Source organism: Arthrobacter sp. MYb213 (assembly GCF_002979915.1).
In the GTDB taxonomy this organism is placed as follows: Bacteria; Actinomycetota; Actinomycetes; order Actinomycetales; family Micrococcaceae; genus Glutamicibacter.
Genome location: NZ_PCQA01000006.1, coordinates 49416 through 64355, shown reverse-complemented (window position 1 = coordinate 64355; position 14940 = coordinate 49416). Strand labels below are relative to the sequence as shown.

The 14940-nt window shown below is 53.8% G+C and carries 12 protein-coding genes; 8 read left to right on the top strand and 4 right to left on the bottom strand.

What is annotated here, in order from left to right; all coding sequences use genetic code 11:
• Positions 1–32 precede the first annotated feature (32 nt).
• From CQ011_RS14100 to CQ011_RS14085, 4 genes are all read left to right on the top strand, one after another.
• Positions 33–809, top strand: a complete 777-nt coding sequence (locus CQ011_RS14100; RefSeq protein ID WP_286161209.1) for an ABC transporter permease — start codon at positions 33–35, stop codon at positions 807–809.
• Positions 810–859: 50 nt separating this feature from the next.
• Positions 860–1615: an ABC transporter permease gene (locus CQ011_RS14095; RefSeq protein WP_105678350.1), complete on the top strand. Its 756-nt coding sequence runs from the start codon at positions 860–862 to the stop codon at positions 1613–1615.
• 11 nt (positions 1616–1626) lie between these two features.
• Positions 1627–2457: an ABC transporter ATP-binding protein gene (locus tag CQ011_RS14090; RefSeq protein WP_502692889.1), complete on the top strand. Its 831-nt coding sequence runs from the start codon at positions 1627–1629 to the stop codon at positions 2455–2457.
• A 186-nt stretch (positions 2458–2643) separates the two neighbouring features.
• Positions 2644–3453: an oxygenase MpaB family protein gene (locus tag CQ011_RS14085; RefSeq protein WP_181148132.1), complete on the top strand. Its 810-nt coding sequence runs from the start codon at positions 2644–2646 to the stop codon at positions 3451–3453.
• Here the strand turns inward: CQ011_RS14085 and CQ011_RS14080 are convergent.
• On the bottom strand, positions 3450–3950 hold the full coding sequence (locus CQ011_RS14080) for a DUF6328 family protein (protein WP_105678348.1): 501 nt from the start codon (positions 3948–3950) through the stop codon (positions 3450–3452). The genes CQ011_RS14085 and CQ011_RS14080 overlap by 4 nt on opposite strands.
• A 161-nt stretch (positions 3951–4111) precedes the next feature.
• Between CQ011_RS14080 and CQ011_RS14075 the strand changes: the two genes are divergently transcribed.
• Together CQ011_RS14075 and uvrA are read left to right on the top strand one after the other, a co-directional pair.
• A complete protein-coding gene (locus CQ011_RS14075; RefSeq protein WP_146112632.1) occupies positions 4112–4477 on the top strand; it encodes a hypothetical protein in 366 nt (121 codons plus the stop codon).
• Between the two features lie 102 nt (positions 4478–4579).
• Complete coding sequence (gene uvrA, locus CQ011_RS14070; RefSeq protein ID WP_105678346.1) at positions 4580–7045, top strand: excinuclease ABC subunit UvrA; 2466 nt, start codon at positions 4580–4582, stop codon at positions 7043–7045.
• Here uvrA and panD read toward each other — a convergent pair whose 3' ends face one another.
• Together panD and hutH are read right to left on the bottom strand one after the other, a co-directional pair.
• Positions 7046–7468, bottom strand: a complete 423-nt coding sequence (panD, locus tag CQ011_RS14065) for an aspartate 1-decarboxylase (protein ID WP_105678345.1) — start codon at positions 7466–7468, stop codon at positions 7046–7048.
• A 72-nt stretch (positions 7469–7540) separates the two neighbouring features.
• On the bottom strand, positions 7541–9085 hold the full coding sequence (gene hutH / locus CQ011_RS14060) for a histidine ammonia-lyase (protein WP_105678344.1): 1545 nt from the start codon (positions 9083–9085) through the stop codon (positions 7541–7543).
• A 388-nt stretch (positions 9086–9473) separates the two neighbouring features.
• Here hutH and CQ011_RS14055 point away from each other — a divergent pair, with 388 nt between their 5' ends.
• Entirely contained in the window at positions 9474–12209 is a 2736-nt protein-coding gene (locus CQ011_RS14055) for an aminotransferase class I/II-fold pyridoxal phosphate-dependent enzyme (RefSeq protein ID WP_286161208.1), read from the top strand.
• Positions 12210–12633: 424 nt separating this feature from the next.
• The gene (locus tag CQ011_RS17700; RefSeq protein ID WP_146112631.1) at positions 12634–12885 is read left to right on the top strand and encodes a hypothetical protein; all 252 of its coding nucleotides are present in this window, start codon (positions 12634–12636) and stop codon (positions 12883–12885) included.
• A gap of 376 nt (positions 12886–13261) precedes the next feature.
• Here the strand turns inward: CQ011_RS17700 and hutU are convergent, their stop codons facing one another.
• Positions 13262–14932 (bottom strand): urocanate hydratase, encoded by a 1671-nt coding sequence (hutU, locus tag CQ011_RS14045; protein WP_105678341.1) that lies wholly within the window; start codon positions 14930–14932, stop codon positions 13262–13264.
• Positions 14933–14940: the final 8 nt, after the last annotated feature.

The window sequence follows — 14940 nt, the reverse complement described above, 5'->3', positions numbered from 1 at the left end:
GGTCGATTTTCTTCAGATAAGGAGCTGGAATCGTGAACAACGTAAGTTCTCGAAAGGTAGCCCTCGGTGCTGCGGGCCTCTTCATGGCAGTACTTGCCTGGTACCTAATTGCTCTCGGACCGATGAGAGAATCACCGTTACCGGCACCCGCGCAGGTATTTTCCGCAATGATCGCAATGGTGCAAGACCTGGCCTTTTGGGAATCTTTAGGTATTACCATGTTGATGGCAGCCAAAGGGTTTGCGTGGGCATTGCTCGTGGGAGTGCTTCTGGGCATGGCCGTCGGGTGGTTTGGTCTGGTAGGTAAAGCACTGAGTTTTGTCGTGGAATTCCTTAAACCAATTCCGCCAATTGTGATCATGCCTTTGGCAATCTTAGTGCTGGGTCCCACCCAACGCATGGGGGAATTCCTCGTCTTCTACGGTTGTCTGCTCCCGATTCTCTATCAGACTGCTGCTGGAGTAAGAGAAACGGATCCCGTTGCTATTCAAACAAGTCGCTCTTATGGTGTCGGAACAGGCGAAATTCTTGGACGAGTAGTTTTACCCTCCGCCTCGGCCTTTATCGCTACTGCAATCAGAACAGCGATACCGATCTCACTGATCGTTTCCGTAGTTGCTGGGCTTCTCGGGGGAGGCCCTGGGCTAGGTTCGGAAATCCAGCGAGCACTAAGCGCTAATGAAACTGCAGATCTTTACGGGCTCGTCCTGATCCTTGGTGCAGTCGGATTGCTCTTGCAGTTGCTCAGCGGCGGGATTGAATCGAAAGTACTCAGCTGGCACCCGTCCTATCGAAAGTTGGTGCATTAATCGTGGCTAGGTCTTCAGACAAATTCGTCCGGCGTCATCAACGGACAGGGATGGCCCTACAAATCGGTGTTCCGATATTGATTCTTGTCATTTGGTGGGCATGGTCAAATTCCAGTAGCAATCCATTTTTCCCGCCATTGTCAGAGATTCTGGTCAGATTCCGGGAGCTTTGGCTCTTCGATAAGTTCCTCAGTGACATTGTGCCGAGCCTGAGTAATCTCGTCATTGGTTTTGCTATCGCAGTATTGCTGGGTGTGATCCTAGGACTCGTATTCGCGCTCGTTCCAGTGCTCGAAGAATTATTGTCTCCACTTATTCACTTTTATCGGGCAGTTCCTTCGATCGCTATCATTCCAGTCTTCATCAGCCTGATGGGTTTCGGTAATGAAGTTCGACTTCTAGTGATAATCCTGGCGGCATTCCCGCCAACGTGGATCGCGACAATGGATGGAATCAAAGCTGTTGAACCTCAGCTCCATGAGGTGGCGAAGGTATTTCGCATTACGAATGCAGAACGCGTCTTTGGGATGTTGTTGCCATCGGCGTTGCCCCAAATTTTCACCGGATTGCAAGCAAGCCTACAGTTTTCGTTTGTCGTCATGATTGCTACTGAAATGCTTGGTTCATCGGTGGGCATCGGTGCAATGACCATCCTCGCGCAACAGAGCTTTGCGAGTGTAGACATGTGGGCCGGAATTGTACTTCTAGGAGTAATTGGCTTCTTGTCGAATTACTTGCTGGGCCGGCTAAGAGCACGGGTACTGAGCTGGTACGACAAATCTAAAGCCCTGCAGTTGGCTGCCTAAGGGGGATGAAAATGTACGTAGGAACTGAAAAAGTCAATGTCCAAACCACAATCGAGGATAGCCCAGTGCAAGCAATGTTGAGTTTGAAAAATGTCAGCAAGCGCTATGGATCCGGACCAGAGATTCTTACCGACCTCAACATGGAAGTTAGGCATGGGGAGATCGTTTGTCTGGTTGGTCCGTCTGGCGTTGGCAAGACAACATTGCTGAAGTCCCTGGCTGGGCTACACGACATTACGACTGGGACAATTGAAGTTAATGGTCGGGTCATGTCAGGACCGCCAGAGGAAATGGCACTTGTTTTCCAAGACTATAACCGTTCGTTGATGCCATGGCTGACTGTTGAAGGAAATCTCAAATTTCCCTTGCGTCACTTAAAACTGGGCCGCCAGGAAGTCGCTCACCGTATCAAAGCAGCACTGAAAGAAGTCGGTTTAGAGCGAGCCGGTGCTAAATACCCGTGGCAACTTTCCGGTGGTATGCAACAACGCGTGGCCATCGCCCGCGCGTTGGCTTACAAGCCACAGATCTTAATCATGGATGAACCTTTTGCTTCGGTGGATGCACAAACACGGTTTGAACTTGAAGACTTGACCCGTAGCATCCGTGACGACCTTGGGATGACGATACTGCTCGTAACCCACGACATTGATGAGGCTGTTTACCTCTCCGATCGTGTTGTCGTGCTTGGCGGACAGCCAGCAACAGTACTCGAGGTCGTGGATGTCCCATTAGGCAAACAACGCGACCAAGTCGAAACACGAGCCACGCCTGCCTACGCAGATTTGCGTAGTGACGTAATGCGTATGATTCGCACAGCATCATCGGCTTCGCGAGCGTAGAAACTTTCTCATGTAGGGGCCGAGCATCAAATTAAAAATCCGTGAGTGGCGCAGCTAGCCAGAGAAACGGATAACTGGGTGGTAGCCATAAATTGCGACTCGTGGTTACCACCCGGCCATCGACGGAGCCTTCCGCTTGGGAATCAATAACTTCGCGCGCCACTGCTGGCTCCTAGAATGGTGAATATGGAACCAGACGAGTGCGGAGCCCAGGGCAGGGAACTGTTCTCACGTATTGCACCCGAGGCAGGACTATTGCTCGGTGCCGGGCGTGCCATCCTATTACAGCTCGCGCACCCGCAAATTGGTTTGGCTATCGCCAACCATTCGGACTTTGCCACGAATCCGCTCAGTCGTCTGATTCATACGCTCGGCTACATTTATGCCTTGAGCAATGGCACCGAAGAACAACAACGAAGAATCGTGGACTACGTCGACACCGCCCACGCACCGGTACGAGGCAGCCGAGATGCGGAGCAAGGCACCCCTGCTTATTCGGCACTGGACCCTAAATTGCAGTTATGGGTTGCAGCGACGCTCTATGACTCTGCACGGGTGATAGCCGCGCAAGTTCTTCCCAGAGTGGGGCCACAAGACGAGGAAGATCTCTATCGGCAATACGCCCGGCTAGGTGATGCGTTACAGATGCCGGAGCATCTCTGGCCGGAAAACCTCCGCGCTTTTGACGACTACTTCGACCGCACGCTAGAAACCCTTGTCGTCAACGAGCAGATTCGTGCGCTGACCGAACAACTTTTTGCTGGAACTAATGCTCCATGGTGGATCCGCGCAGGGTTACCGCTTATGCGCGATGTGACCATAGCTCAGCTTCCACCGAAGGTACGCGAAGAGTTCGGATATGTAATTACCGAAAAGGTGCGCAAGCGTAACCGGCGAACCGTCTCGTTTGTTCGCGTAGCTACCCGGATCCTGCCCAAGTTTCTCAGGCAAGCACCGATGAGATTGATGCTGCGCCATGTTGACCGGATGAGTTAGTCATCAGCAATCTGCGGTTCCCGGTCTTTCGCATGGTTGGGAATCAGGATTCGTGGCAATGCCAGCAACAAGAATAACGTCACCGCGATTAACGGACCACCAATCCAGGCGCCAGTTTGCCAACCAAAAAGCACCTGTAGGACGAACCAAACACAGCCTGAGACCAGTAGCCCCACGCCTAGTCCTACAATCTTCAGCACGATATGACCCAAGGCCACGGTTTGCTCTTTGAGTCGTTGTCCAAAGAAATAACGGTGCACGGCTACCGGAGTAATCAATAACAAGATAAGTAGGGTCGCAGCCACCAACAAGACGATGTAGACAATCTCGTCGTTGTGACTGAGCATTTCAAATCGCGCTTGAAAAGGAAGTACCACCAGGAACGCAGCGAGAATCTGCACACCGGTCTGCATTACGCGCATTTCTTGCAGTAGCTCGTTCCATTGCCGGTGTGGAGCACCGTCGCTGGTATCGGGGTGGGAACGCTTGTTGATCATGGTTCTCCTCGACTATGTCCGCTGCCGGAGCCAATGGTTCTGGAACACTAACTATGCCAATGTGCATGACTACTGCCAAGTGCTTCGTGAATCTCTATCCAAAATGTCGGTGGCTCTGTATATCTTGAGACATCCCAAGAGGAAGTTGCTAGGTGAAATTGATGAACATGAATCTGGAACCACATATCAAACCCGATGTTTGGACTATGCCGGATAAAGGATTGTCGTGGTGTGATTGCGGCAAGGACCATCCGCTGACCTTAGACGTCGTGAAGGGTTTTGCCGAAGAACTCGGGATCAAGGCAAGAGGCTCAATCTCGCATCACCAACTGGTGGAACTGACCATGGAAGTGTGGAACTACGAATCGGTGTGCCGGTTTTTCCATTTGGCGCTGAACGAATCTGCAGAGCGCGTTCACGGGTCGATGGCTGACAGCTACCCGCTGGGTATCGGACTGGACATCGTTGGATACTTTTCTAAAACGTGGCAAGGCTGCCCAGACGAAGATTGTTGGGGCGATGATTGAGGAGACTTTTGTCTTCAATCATGCGTTGCCGAAACCATGAGAATACCTGAGTGAAGTTGGTGAAATTGAGCTATAGCGCCCACGGCGCATACTGTGGGAAAGATGGAGAGCATTGCACAGAACTTGAACACGGCAAAGCACGACGGATTTATTCACGTACGTGGGGCGAACGAAAATAATCTAGACAATGTTGAGGTGCGCATCCCGCGCGATGCCATTGTGGCTTTCACCGGAGTCTCCGGTTCAGGCAAGTCCTCGCTCGCATTCGGCACCATTTTCGCCGAATCCCAGAGGCGTTTTCTCGAATCTGTCGCACCCTATGCAAGACGCTTAATCGCTCAGGGGCATAGCCCAAAGGTTGAGTTCATTTCCGGGCTTCCGCCGGCCGTGGCCTTACAACAACGCCGAGGTTCCGCGAGTTCACGCTCCAGCGTGGGTACACTAACCACGCTATCGAACTCAGTGCGAATGTTGTTCTCGCGCGCCGGAACCTATCCCACCGGGGCCAGCAGGCTTGAATCGGACTCGTTCTCCCGGAACACGGCGGTAGGTGCCTGCCCAGAATGCCACGGTGTGGGCACCGTGCATTCGGTCAGCGAAAGTTCGCTAGTTCCTGACCCGACCTTGAGCATCCGCGATGGCGCGATTGCCGCATGGCCAGGAGCCTGGCAAGGCAAAAATCTACGTGACATCACTACGCATCTTGGCTACGACATCGATGTGCCATTTGAGAAACTCAGCAAGAAAACTCGCGATTGGTTACTGTTCACCGAAGAACAACCTGTGGTTGAGGTGACACCCGAGCGGGACCGCGTAGCCAAGCCCTACAAAGGACGTTTTTGGAGCGCCGAACGCTACGTGCGCCATACCGTGGCCACGTCCAAGAGCGAAAACCTGCGGACCAAGGCATTGGCCTTTATGATTTCTCAGGACTGTGTTCAATGCAGCGGAACAGGATTTCGCAGTGACTCATTAAAGGTACTTTTTGCGGGATTGAATATTGCCGAGTTCAACTCACGATCCTTACAATCATTAGCCCAGTTGTTGCGCCCCTTCGCCACAGACTCTGAAGGCCAAGCGCAAGCCGATGTGGTCAGCACAATTAGTACTGACCTGTTGGCTAGAGTTCAGGTGCTGCTGGAACTGGGGCTAGGTTATCTGAGTCTTGACCGCAGCACCCCAACGCTATCGCCGGGGGAGATGCAAAGACTTCGTATCGCCACGCAACTACGCGCCGGTCTGTTCGGTGTAATTTACGTACTCGACGAACCCTCTGCAGGGTTGCACCCGGCAGACGTGCAACCGCTAATCGAAGTGCTTGATGCACTAAAGGCAGAGGGGAACTCCGTCTTTGTTGTGGAGCACAATATGGATGTGGTGACCCGTGCCGAATGGATTGTGGATGTGGGTCCCGGCGCAGGCAGCGGGGGAGGACACGTACTTTATAGTGGAGAAGTCTCCGGCCTCGCGCAGGTAGAAAGCTCGGTGACACGTCAGTTCTTGACCCCTAAACCTGCCCCGAGGCGGAAACTACGAACCGCCAACGAGTGGCTGGAACTGCAAGGAGTCAAGCTTCATAACCTGAGGCATGTGGACGCGAAATTCCCCTTGGGAGTCTTTAGCTCGGTGACCGGAGTATCTGGGTCTGGAAAGTCGAGTCTTGTTTCGGTGGCACTGGCTCAGGCCGCAGGTGGGAACGCGCTGGGGGAGGCCGAAGAATCCGAAGACTCAATGGTAAACGCGGTAATTAGTCAGGTGCGCGGTGCCGACCAGATTAACCGTGTGGTGCTGATGGATCAGAAACCTATTGGACGTACGCCGCGCTCAAATGTTGCCACCTATACCGGACTCTTCGACGCGGTTCGAAAGACCTTTGCCGACCAACCCCTGGCTCGGAAGCGTGGCTACGGTGCGGGACGCTTCTCCTTCAACGTAACCGGCGGACGCTGCGAGAATTGTTTGGGTGAAGGGTTCCTTGAAATTGAACTTCTTTTCTTGCCCGGAACCTACGGCCCTTGTCCGCAGTGCCAAGGTACTCGTTACAACGAACAGACCTTGGAAGTTGAGTATCAAGGAAAGAACATTGCTGAAATTCTTGAATTGAGCGTGACTCAAGCAGAAGAATTCTTAGCTGAAATACCTGTTGCGGCCCGGGCACTAGCGACCTTGCGTGAGGTTGGATTGGGATATCTGAAACTTGGACAGCCAGCTACAGAGATGTCCGGTGGCGAGGCGCAACGCATCAAACTGGCTACCGAGTTACAACGCCAACGACGTGGCCACACGCTGTATCTGCTCGACGAGCCGACCACCGGACTGCACCCAGCAGATGTTCAACTATTGGTCGCTCAACTACACCAACTCGTAGATCAAGGAAATACGGTGATAGTGGTGGAACATCATATGGATGTGGTGGCAGCCAGCGACTGGGTCATCGATTTGGGTCCAGCTGGCGGAGACGGCGGTGGACAAATTGTCGCTACGGGAACCCCGCAGCAGGTCGCACAGAATCCGGCCAGCCGAACCGCGGAATTTCTTGCGCGTCGACTGGCCGGAGAACAAAAATAATTAGCTATTACGAAGCTGTGCAAAGGGCGGGGTGTGGACTCCCGCAACGACAGCCTCGGCGGGATCATCACCGAGATGGATCATTCTATTCTCGTCATCAACATGGACCACGCTTGGCACGTACGCGCGGGCTTCAGCGTCTTGCATCTGCGCGTAACTGATGATGATCACCAAGTCTCCGGGGTGCACTAGGTGTGCGGCTGCGCCGTTGATTCCGATGACACCACTGCCCGGCTCACCGGCAATAGTGTAGGTTTCCAACCGTGCACCATTGGTAACGTCCACGATGCTGACTAGCTCACCAGGCAAAATATCCGAGGCTGCCAACAGATCAGAATCGATCGTGATGGAGCCGACGTAGTGCAAGTCAGCCTGGGTGACGGTTGCGCGGTGGATTTTGGACTTAAACATGGTGCGTTGCATGGAACGAGTTCCCAATCTTCAAGACGGTTAGCCGTGCCAGCTTACTACCTAGCATGGCTAACCGTCTGTGTACTACTTGCCCTGCGCGCGATGTAACGCCGAAATTACGGTCCCGTCGGCCAGCAGTTCGTAGGCTGCCTCCAGCTCAGCGGAGAGGAATCGGTCCTCGCCGGGGCCGGCTACCTTGCTGCGGATTACCTCGTGGACGGCGCCTGTGATGGGTGCCGGAGTTAGTGGCTTTCGCAAGTCTAAGGCGCGGGAGGCAACGACTAATTCGATAGTCAATACGCGGCGCAGGTTATCCACCGCGGTGCGTAGCTTGCGGGCTGCATGCCATCCGAGGGACACATGATCTTCCTGCATTGCCGAGGAGGGAATGGAATCAACGCTGGCAGGTACGGCCAGACGCTTATTTTCTGCCACTAGTCCGGCCTGTGTGTACTGCGCGATCATCATTCCGGAATCCACGCCGGGATCATCGGCAAGGAACGCAGGAAGATCTCGTGAACGTGCTGGGTCAAGCATGCGGTCGGTGCGTCGTTCGGCAATAGAGCCAAGATCAGCCACGGCGATTGCCAAGAAATCTAAGACGTAGGCGACCGGTGCCCCATGGAAGTTTCCGTTGGAAGAGACCTCTCCGGAGGGAAGCACTACGGGGTTATCGATTGCCGCAGCTAGCTCCCGGGTCGCAACCATCCGCGCATGGGTGATGGTGTCTCGCACGGCCCCGGTGACCTGTGGGGAACAACGTAATGAGTACGCGTCCTGGACTCGTCCATCACCTTCACGGTGTGAAGCCACAACTTGTGAACCCTGAAGTGCGCCAAACATGTTGGCCGCGCTAAGCGCCTGGCCTGGATGTGGACGCAATGGTTCGTGAAGTTCGGGGCGGAACACCTGATCCGTACCGAATTGGGCTTCCACACTCATGGCTGCGCTGACATCCGCGATATCGGCTAGATCATCAAGGTCAGCCAACGCCATCAAGAGCATGCCCAGCATGCCATCGGTTCCGTTGACCAGCGCAAGACCTTCTTTTTCAGCCAGCTCTAAGGCGGTGATTCCAGCCTCTGCAAGTAGCTCGGGAACTGGGCGATTTACTCCGTGCTTGTCGGTCGCTTCACCCTCACCCATAAGAACTAACGCGCAATGCGAAAGTGGTGCGAGGTCACCGGAGCAGCCAAGCGAACCGTATTCGCGCACGACCGGGGTGATCCCCGCGTTGAGCAGGGCGACCATGGTTTCAAGCACTACCGGGCGCACCCCGGTACGTCCACTGGCTAGCGTCTTCGCGCGGAGGAACATCAGTGCGCGGACTACTTCACGCTCTACCGGGGCACCCATGCCTGCGGCATGTGAGCGGATCAGTGAGCGTTGTAACTTGGCGCGGTCTGCCGGAGCGATATGTCGTGTAGCTAAAGCGCCAAAACCAGTGGAGATGCCATAAACCGGAGTTTCAGAAGCTGCCAGTGCATCAATATGTGTGCGGACTTCGGCTAATTTCTCGCTCACTTCGGCCGAGATATCAACCTGAATATCATGGCGAGCAACGTGTAGGACGTCCTGTGCCGTCGTGTTGGTCAGATGAAGCGTTACCGAAGTAGGCGAGGTATTCATGAAGGGTCTTCCGTTCGTAAGTGAAGCTGTCTCTAACGTCCATTCTTCGCCAGAGTCAGCCTGTATTTCGCTTGCTCCACCCTAATCTGTCTGTTATTTCGGACAGGATGTGAAGCTCTTAGTTAGTTTTGTATATTTCGGAAAAATTCATCGAAAGGTCACTAATTAAATGTCGCATTTCGTATATATTCTTGGATCAAAGAACTTACTTCCTGTCGTTACGTGAAATTCGTAAATTGTCTTCACGAATACCAGAATTCCGTGGAGACTGACGTAGGCTCTGGAGACCAAGCCACAACGCCGTGGCGCGGTTTTGACAACACATCGGTTATCAAAACATTGAAGAACGAGCGAAGGACCGGCAACCGTGAGCGCAAGGTTGACCACAATGAAACAACAAGTAACAGCGACACCAGAAAGCGCTTGGCGAAAGCGCAAAGATGCATGGGAACACCTCGGATATGTCCTAGGTGAGATCATTCGAGGCCTCGATGACAAAGTTGCCGGAGAGCAGCACGAGCACGATGCACGGCAACTACTGAGCCTACTTTCGGCTATCGAACCATACTGGGCCTCACCGGGAATCGATTACTTTAACGAAGTTGAAACCCTGATGAACGAAGGCCACTTTCGTGATGCCTTGAGTAAGGTTTACCAGGCTAATCAGTCTTTCCGCACCCAGACGCAATACATTGATGGCGAAGGCCACGATATTGACGCCGAGGAAAGCGAAGCTGCCGCGCAGAGCAACGATTTACGTGGCAATGAGACTCGCCCTAGTCAGCGGAAATTCACCCCTAAGGTTGAAATACTGCTCGTTGATAATGGGCCGGCTGACGAAATTGAACGTTTCAAGGTAGAGATGCTGGAGCAACGCCAGCGAACCGATTCGTTCGTCTACAGTTTTGTCGTAGTTCCCAGCGTCGAAGATGCGCTGACCGCGATCGTCATTAATCCGACAATTCAAGCGGTCGTGCTCACCGCCCGTTTTGAATTGGAAACTCGCCGACGTCTAAGCGCCACATTGGGTAACTACGTTTCCAGACATACTGCCGGACGCTTCAAAACGATGCGACAAATCGACCGGATTTTGGATCTGGAAGCAATCATCGATCTGCTCCGGCCTGAGATCCCGGTATACCTGATCGCCGGGGTTGCACTGGAGTCTATTGCGCACGAGATTACCGGACGCTTCAAGCGCATCTTCTCCCGCAACGATGGCATGGACCTACACCTGTCATTGATCGCCGAAGTTTTGGAACGGTACAACACTCCCTTTTTCCACGCCTTGCAGACCTATGCCAAGCGTCCGGGTGGAGTATTCCATGCGATGCCGATTTCCCGTGCGGGTTCGGTGCAAAATTCACCGTGGGCACGTGACCTCGTAGATTTCTATGGGAAAAACCTTTTGCTGGCTGAAACCTCGGCCACCTCCGGTGGCCTCGATTCACTACTTGATCCGCAGAGCTCCATTAAGGAAGCTCATGAACTAGCGGCTCGCGCGTTCAACAGCCACCGGACCTATTTCGTTACGAACGGCACCTCCACCGCAAACAAGATTGTCCACCAGTCAATTCTGGCTCCAGGCGATATTGTGCTCGTTGACCGAAACTGCCACAAATCGCACCACTACTCACTGGTGCTTGCAGGGGCAAACGTCAGTTACCTAGAGGCTTACCCGCTGAACGAACACTCAATGTATGGGGCAGTATCTCTGGAAGAGATCAAGGGTCGCCTGCTGCAACTGCGTCGTGAAGGTTTGTTGCACAAGGTCAAAATGTTGACGCTGACTAACTGCACCTTTGACGGAATTATTTATGATCCACGCCGGGTCATGGAAGAGTGCTTGGCAATCAAGCCTGACCTAGTCTTCCTTTGGGACGAAGCATGGTTCGCTTTTGCTGGTTTCCACCCGATTTATCGTCAGCGCACAGGTATGGCCGCGGCCGAGCGAATCCGAACCACGTTCGAGACCAAAGACTACCGCGAGCGTTTTGCCGCTCAACAGGCAGTATTGCCCGAGCCCGGAACCCTGGATGATCCGTCCAATGACGATGCTTGGATAAAAACACGCCTGCTGGCGGATCCTGCAAAGACTCGATTGCGAGTCTATTCGACGCAATCGACGCATAAGACCCTGACCTCATTGCGCCAGGGTTCAATGATTCATATTCATGATCAGGATTTTGCCGAGCGTAACCGTAATACCTTCCGCGAAGCCTATATGACTCACACCTCTACGTCCCCGAACTATCAGATCCTCGCATCTTTGGATATTGGACGACGTCAGGCGGAACTTGAGGGCTACGCGCTGGTGCAGCGACAAGTCGATTTGGCGCAGTCAATCGTCCGAGCCATGACACGCAATAAACTATTGCGCAAATATTTCCGTGTGCTTGATACTCAAGAGCTAATCCCTGGTGCATATCGGTGCAGTGATACCGCTAGTCCGGTACGCGACGGGCTGGAAGTTTGGGACCGGTCATGGGCCGAAGATGAGTTTGTTGTCGACCCGTCACGACTGACCTTAGACATCAGTCGCACTGGAGTCGACGGAGACACCTTTAAGCACACCTACCTGATGGATGGTCACTCAATTCAGGTGAATAAGACCAGCCGTACCTCGGTGTTGCTGATGACAAACATTGGTACCAACCGTTCGGCAGTTGCGCACTTGATTGAAGTGTTAGTGAAGATCGCCGAGGAGCTGGAGCACGAGCGCCGCCTCGATGGGCGTGCCATGGGTGACGGCAAGAAGGTTCCTGCAACTGAAGTGCCGATGCCTGACTTCAGCTATTTCGCCGACGAATTTAGTGGCGGCGGTGGAAGTGGTGATATGCGTTCGGCCTACTACCTGACGTACCAAGACCCGGCCACGCACTTCATGTTTTCGCCTGAGATCCGTCAACGAATTCAAAGTGGGGAACAAATAGTTTCTGCTGCCTTCGTGACACCATACCCGCCAGGCTTCCCCGTGCTGGTTCCGGGTCAGGTAGTCTCAACTGAAATTCTTGACTACATGGATGTTCTGGATACTCGAGAGATTCACGGATACCACGGTGACTTCGGATATCAGGTCTTCACTTCCGAAGCGTTGGCCAGTGTAGCCGCAAAGCGACTATAGGTCTTCAGTGTAGGAGTCTGCTTGCAGGCTCCTACACTGGTCACATCATTTCCCGTTGGCACGTTCCTAATCAGCCCGCGAGCTAGTAGGAATCTGCGCGGCAAATTAGATAGCGCCGGTGGCTGAGAACAACCGGTCGCAGAGGTTATTTCCCGTCCCCTGAATGTTTGGTATGAAGCTGCGCCATGAGTGTAATTCCGGCGTATGGTGAGAAGCAGTGGCTATAGGCGAGAGCATCGTTGCACTAGCCGGCTACTGGGCGAAAAGTCTTCTGGAAGGGACCAGAATATGGAATCACGCAAAAGCACAGGCGAATAGACAACAGTCCACTTCGCTTTACTGGCGGACAAGTTTCATTGCCGTCAGTTCAATGGAAGAAAGCCGATTCTATCCCGGAATTCCCGGGCAGAAATGGAGTGACGCCATGCCAACGATTCACGGAGCGTCTCAACTCAATACCCACTTAGGCTTGGGATTAGCCGCAGGTGGGGCCCTGTTCGCGATCATGTTCTCGGTAGCCATATTTTGGGTGCCTATGGGAGTGGTCCCTAGTATGAATCCTTTATGGATCATCGTTGCCTGGGGAACAATGCTCATGTGCTGGGGTATATTCCGAATGATTGCAGGACCCAGCCGACTAGATCATTTTAATGGTGGCACCAATGCTGGTTCCTAAGAGGAGTTAGCGCACCCCATCTGGCCAGTTCGCATGCCAAGGTTCAGATCATCTAGTTGTACTCCAATGACCCGTCGCTTCAATTAACGAAGTGGCGGGCCACTGCTGTAACGAGCTCGGCGTACGTAGCGTGAGGAACTATTCTGTAACTTCAAGGATTCAACGCTGAGGTCCAAATCCGCGAGTTTCCCTAGGTTGCCAACAACCTGATGGACCTAGGTGAGCCAGCCAAAATTCCCAAACTACTCCATAGTAGTTACTCGGATACGAGATCCTGACTTGGCCGGTGCTTTCTCACGCGCACAAAACGCGGGCCACAAAAGCCTGCAGTGCTACTGCTAAACTTCCACGGCCCGCGCCTGTTGACCGGTTCTCGCTACTTGCCCTGCATCGGGATTCGCACACCGCGTTCCGCAGCGACCTCGATTGCGCGGTCGTACCCGGCATCAACGTGGCGGATGACGCCCATACCTGGATCATTGGTTAGCAGTGCTTCTAGTTTGGCGGCAGCCATCTCGCTACCATCAGCCAAGGAGACCTGACCTGCATGGATGGAGCGGCCCATGCCCACACCGCCACCATGGTGGATGGAAACCCAAGAAGCCCCCGAGCTCGTTGCCGTGAGTGCGTTCAGTAGTGGCCAATCGGCTACCGCATCGGAACCGTCAGCCATAGCCTCGGTCTCACGGTAAGGAGAAGCAACGGAACCGGAATCTAGATGATCACGGCCGATGACGATTGGTGCCGAAACCTTGCCCTCGGCAACTAACTGATTGAAGAGCAACCCTGCCTTGGCACGTTCGCCGTAGCCCAACCAGCAGATACGTGCTGGTAGTCCTTCAAACTCCACGCGTTCCGCGGCGGCATCCAACCAACGGTGCAGGTGTTCGTTTTCTGGGAACAGTTCTTTTAATGCTTGATCGGTAACGCGGATATCTTCTGGATCACCGGATAACGCTACCCAACGGAATGGGCCAAGTCCCTCACAGAATAGTGGTCGAATATATGCAGGAACGAAGCCTGGGAATTCAAACGCCCGATCGTAGCCACCCTTTCGGGCTTCGTCGCGGATCGAGTTTCCGTAATCAAATACCTCAACGCCAAGATCCTGAAATTCAACCATTGCCTGAACATGTTTGGCCATCGAAGCCTGTGCCTTGTGGGTGAAATCTGCGGCGTCGGTGGCCGCAGCTTCGGACCACTGCTCCAAGGTGTATTCCACTGGTAGGTAGCTCAGTGGATCGTGTGCGCTGGTCTGGTCGGTGACGATATCGAAAGCCACTTCGCCGGACTTATGGCGTCGTAACAGCTCGGGGAAGACCTCGGCGGCGTTGCCGACGTACCCAACGGAATGTCCGCGGCCTTCAGCCTTCGCTGCACAGACCTTGGCCAGCGCCTTGTCTAGGTCTAGTTCTACCTCGTCGAGGTAGCGCTTGGATACGCGCCGACGGAGCCGTGTTTCATCGACGTCAACGATCAGGCATGCACCATTATTCAGCGTGACCGCCAGTGGTTGAGCCCCACCCATGCCACCACAACCACCGGTCAAGGTGAGCGTGTTTGCCAACGTACCGCTGTATCGTTTGCGCCCGATGGCGGCAAAGGTTTCATAGGTACCCTGCAAGATTCCTTGGGTGCCAATGTAAATCCAGGAGCCTGCAGTCATCTGTCCGTACATCATCAGGCCTTCGGCCTCGAGTTTGCGGAAGTGCTCCCAGTTCGCCCAGTCTCCAACCAAGTTTGAGTTAGCGATCAATACACGCGGTGCCCACTTGTTGGTACGGAATACGCCCACTGGCTTACCGGACTGGATGAGTAGGGTTTCGTTTTCTTCCAGATCCTTGAGCGTCTCAAGGATGGCGTCAAAGGCCTCCCATGAGCGTGCTGCCTTGCCGGTGCCACCGTAAACGACTAGATCTTCCGGGCGTTCGGCAACCTCTGGGTCGAGGTTGTTCATCAGCATCCGTAGCGGGGCTTCGGTAGCCCAAGATTTGGCGTTGAGCTTTGTGCCACGGGGGGCGCGGACGACTCGTGGTTCATGGCTCACGATGGACT

Bases quoted from the DNA above. Each gene is read 5' to 3' on its own strand.
- CQ011_RS17700 (WP_146112631.1), top strand. From the start codon at position 12,634: ATGCCAACGATTCACGGAGCGTCTCAACTCAATACCCACTTAGGCTTG.
- panD (WP_105678345.1), bottom strand. From the start codon at position 7,468: ATGCAACGCACCATGTTTAAGTCCAAAATCCACCGCGCAACCGTCACC.
- CQ011_RS14085 (WP_181148132.1), top strand. From the start codon at position 2,644: ATGGAACCAGACGAGTGCGGAGCCCAGGGCAGGGAACTGTTCTCACGT.
- CQ011_RS14055 (WP_286161208.1), top strand. From the start codon at position 9,474: ATGAAACAACAAGTAACAGCGACACCAGAAAGCGCTTGGCGAAAGCGC.
- CQ011_RS14080 (WP_105678348.1), bottom strand. From the start codon at position 3,950: ATGATCAACAAGCGTTCCCACCCCGATACCAGCGACGGTGCTCCACAC.
- CQ011_RS14075 (WP_146112632.1), top strand. From the start codon at position 4,112: ATGAACATGAATCTGGAACCACATATCAAACCCGATGTTTGGACTATG.
- CQ011_RS14095 (WP_105678350.1), top strand. From the start codon at position 860: ATGGCCCTACAAATCGGTGTTCCGATATTGATTCTTGTCATTTGGTGG.
- uvrA (WP_105678346.1), top strand. From the start codon at position 4,580: ATGGAGAGCATTGCACAGAACTTGAACACGGCAAAGCACGACGGATTT.
- hutH (WP_105678344.1), bottom strand. From the start codon at position 9,085: ATGAATACCTCGCCTACTTCGGTAACGCTTCATCTGACCAACACGACG.
- CQ011_RS14090 (WP_502692889.1), top strand. From the start codon at position 1,627: ATGTACGTAGGAACTGAAAAAGTCAATGTCCAAACCACAATCGAGGAT.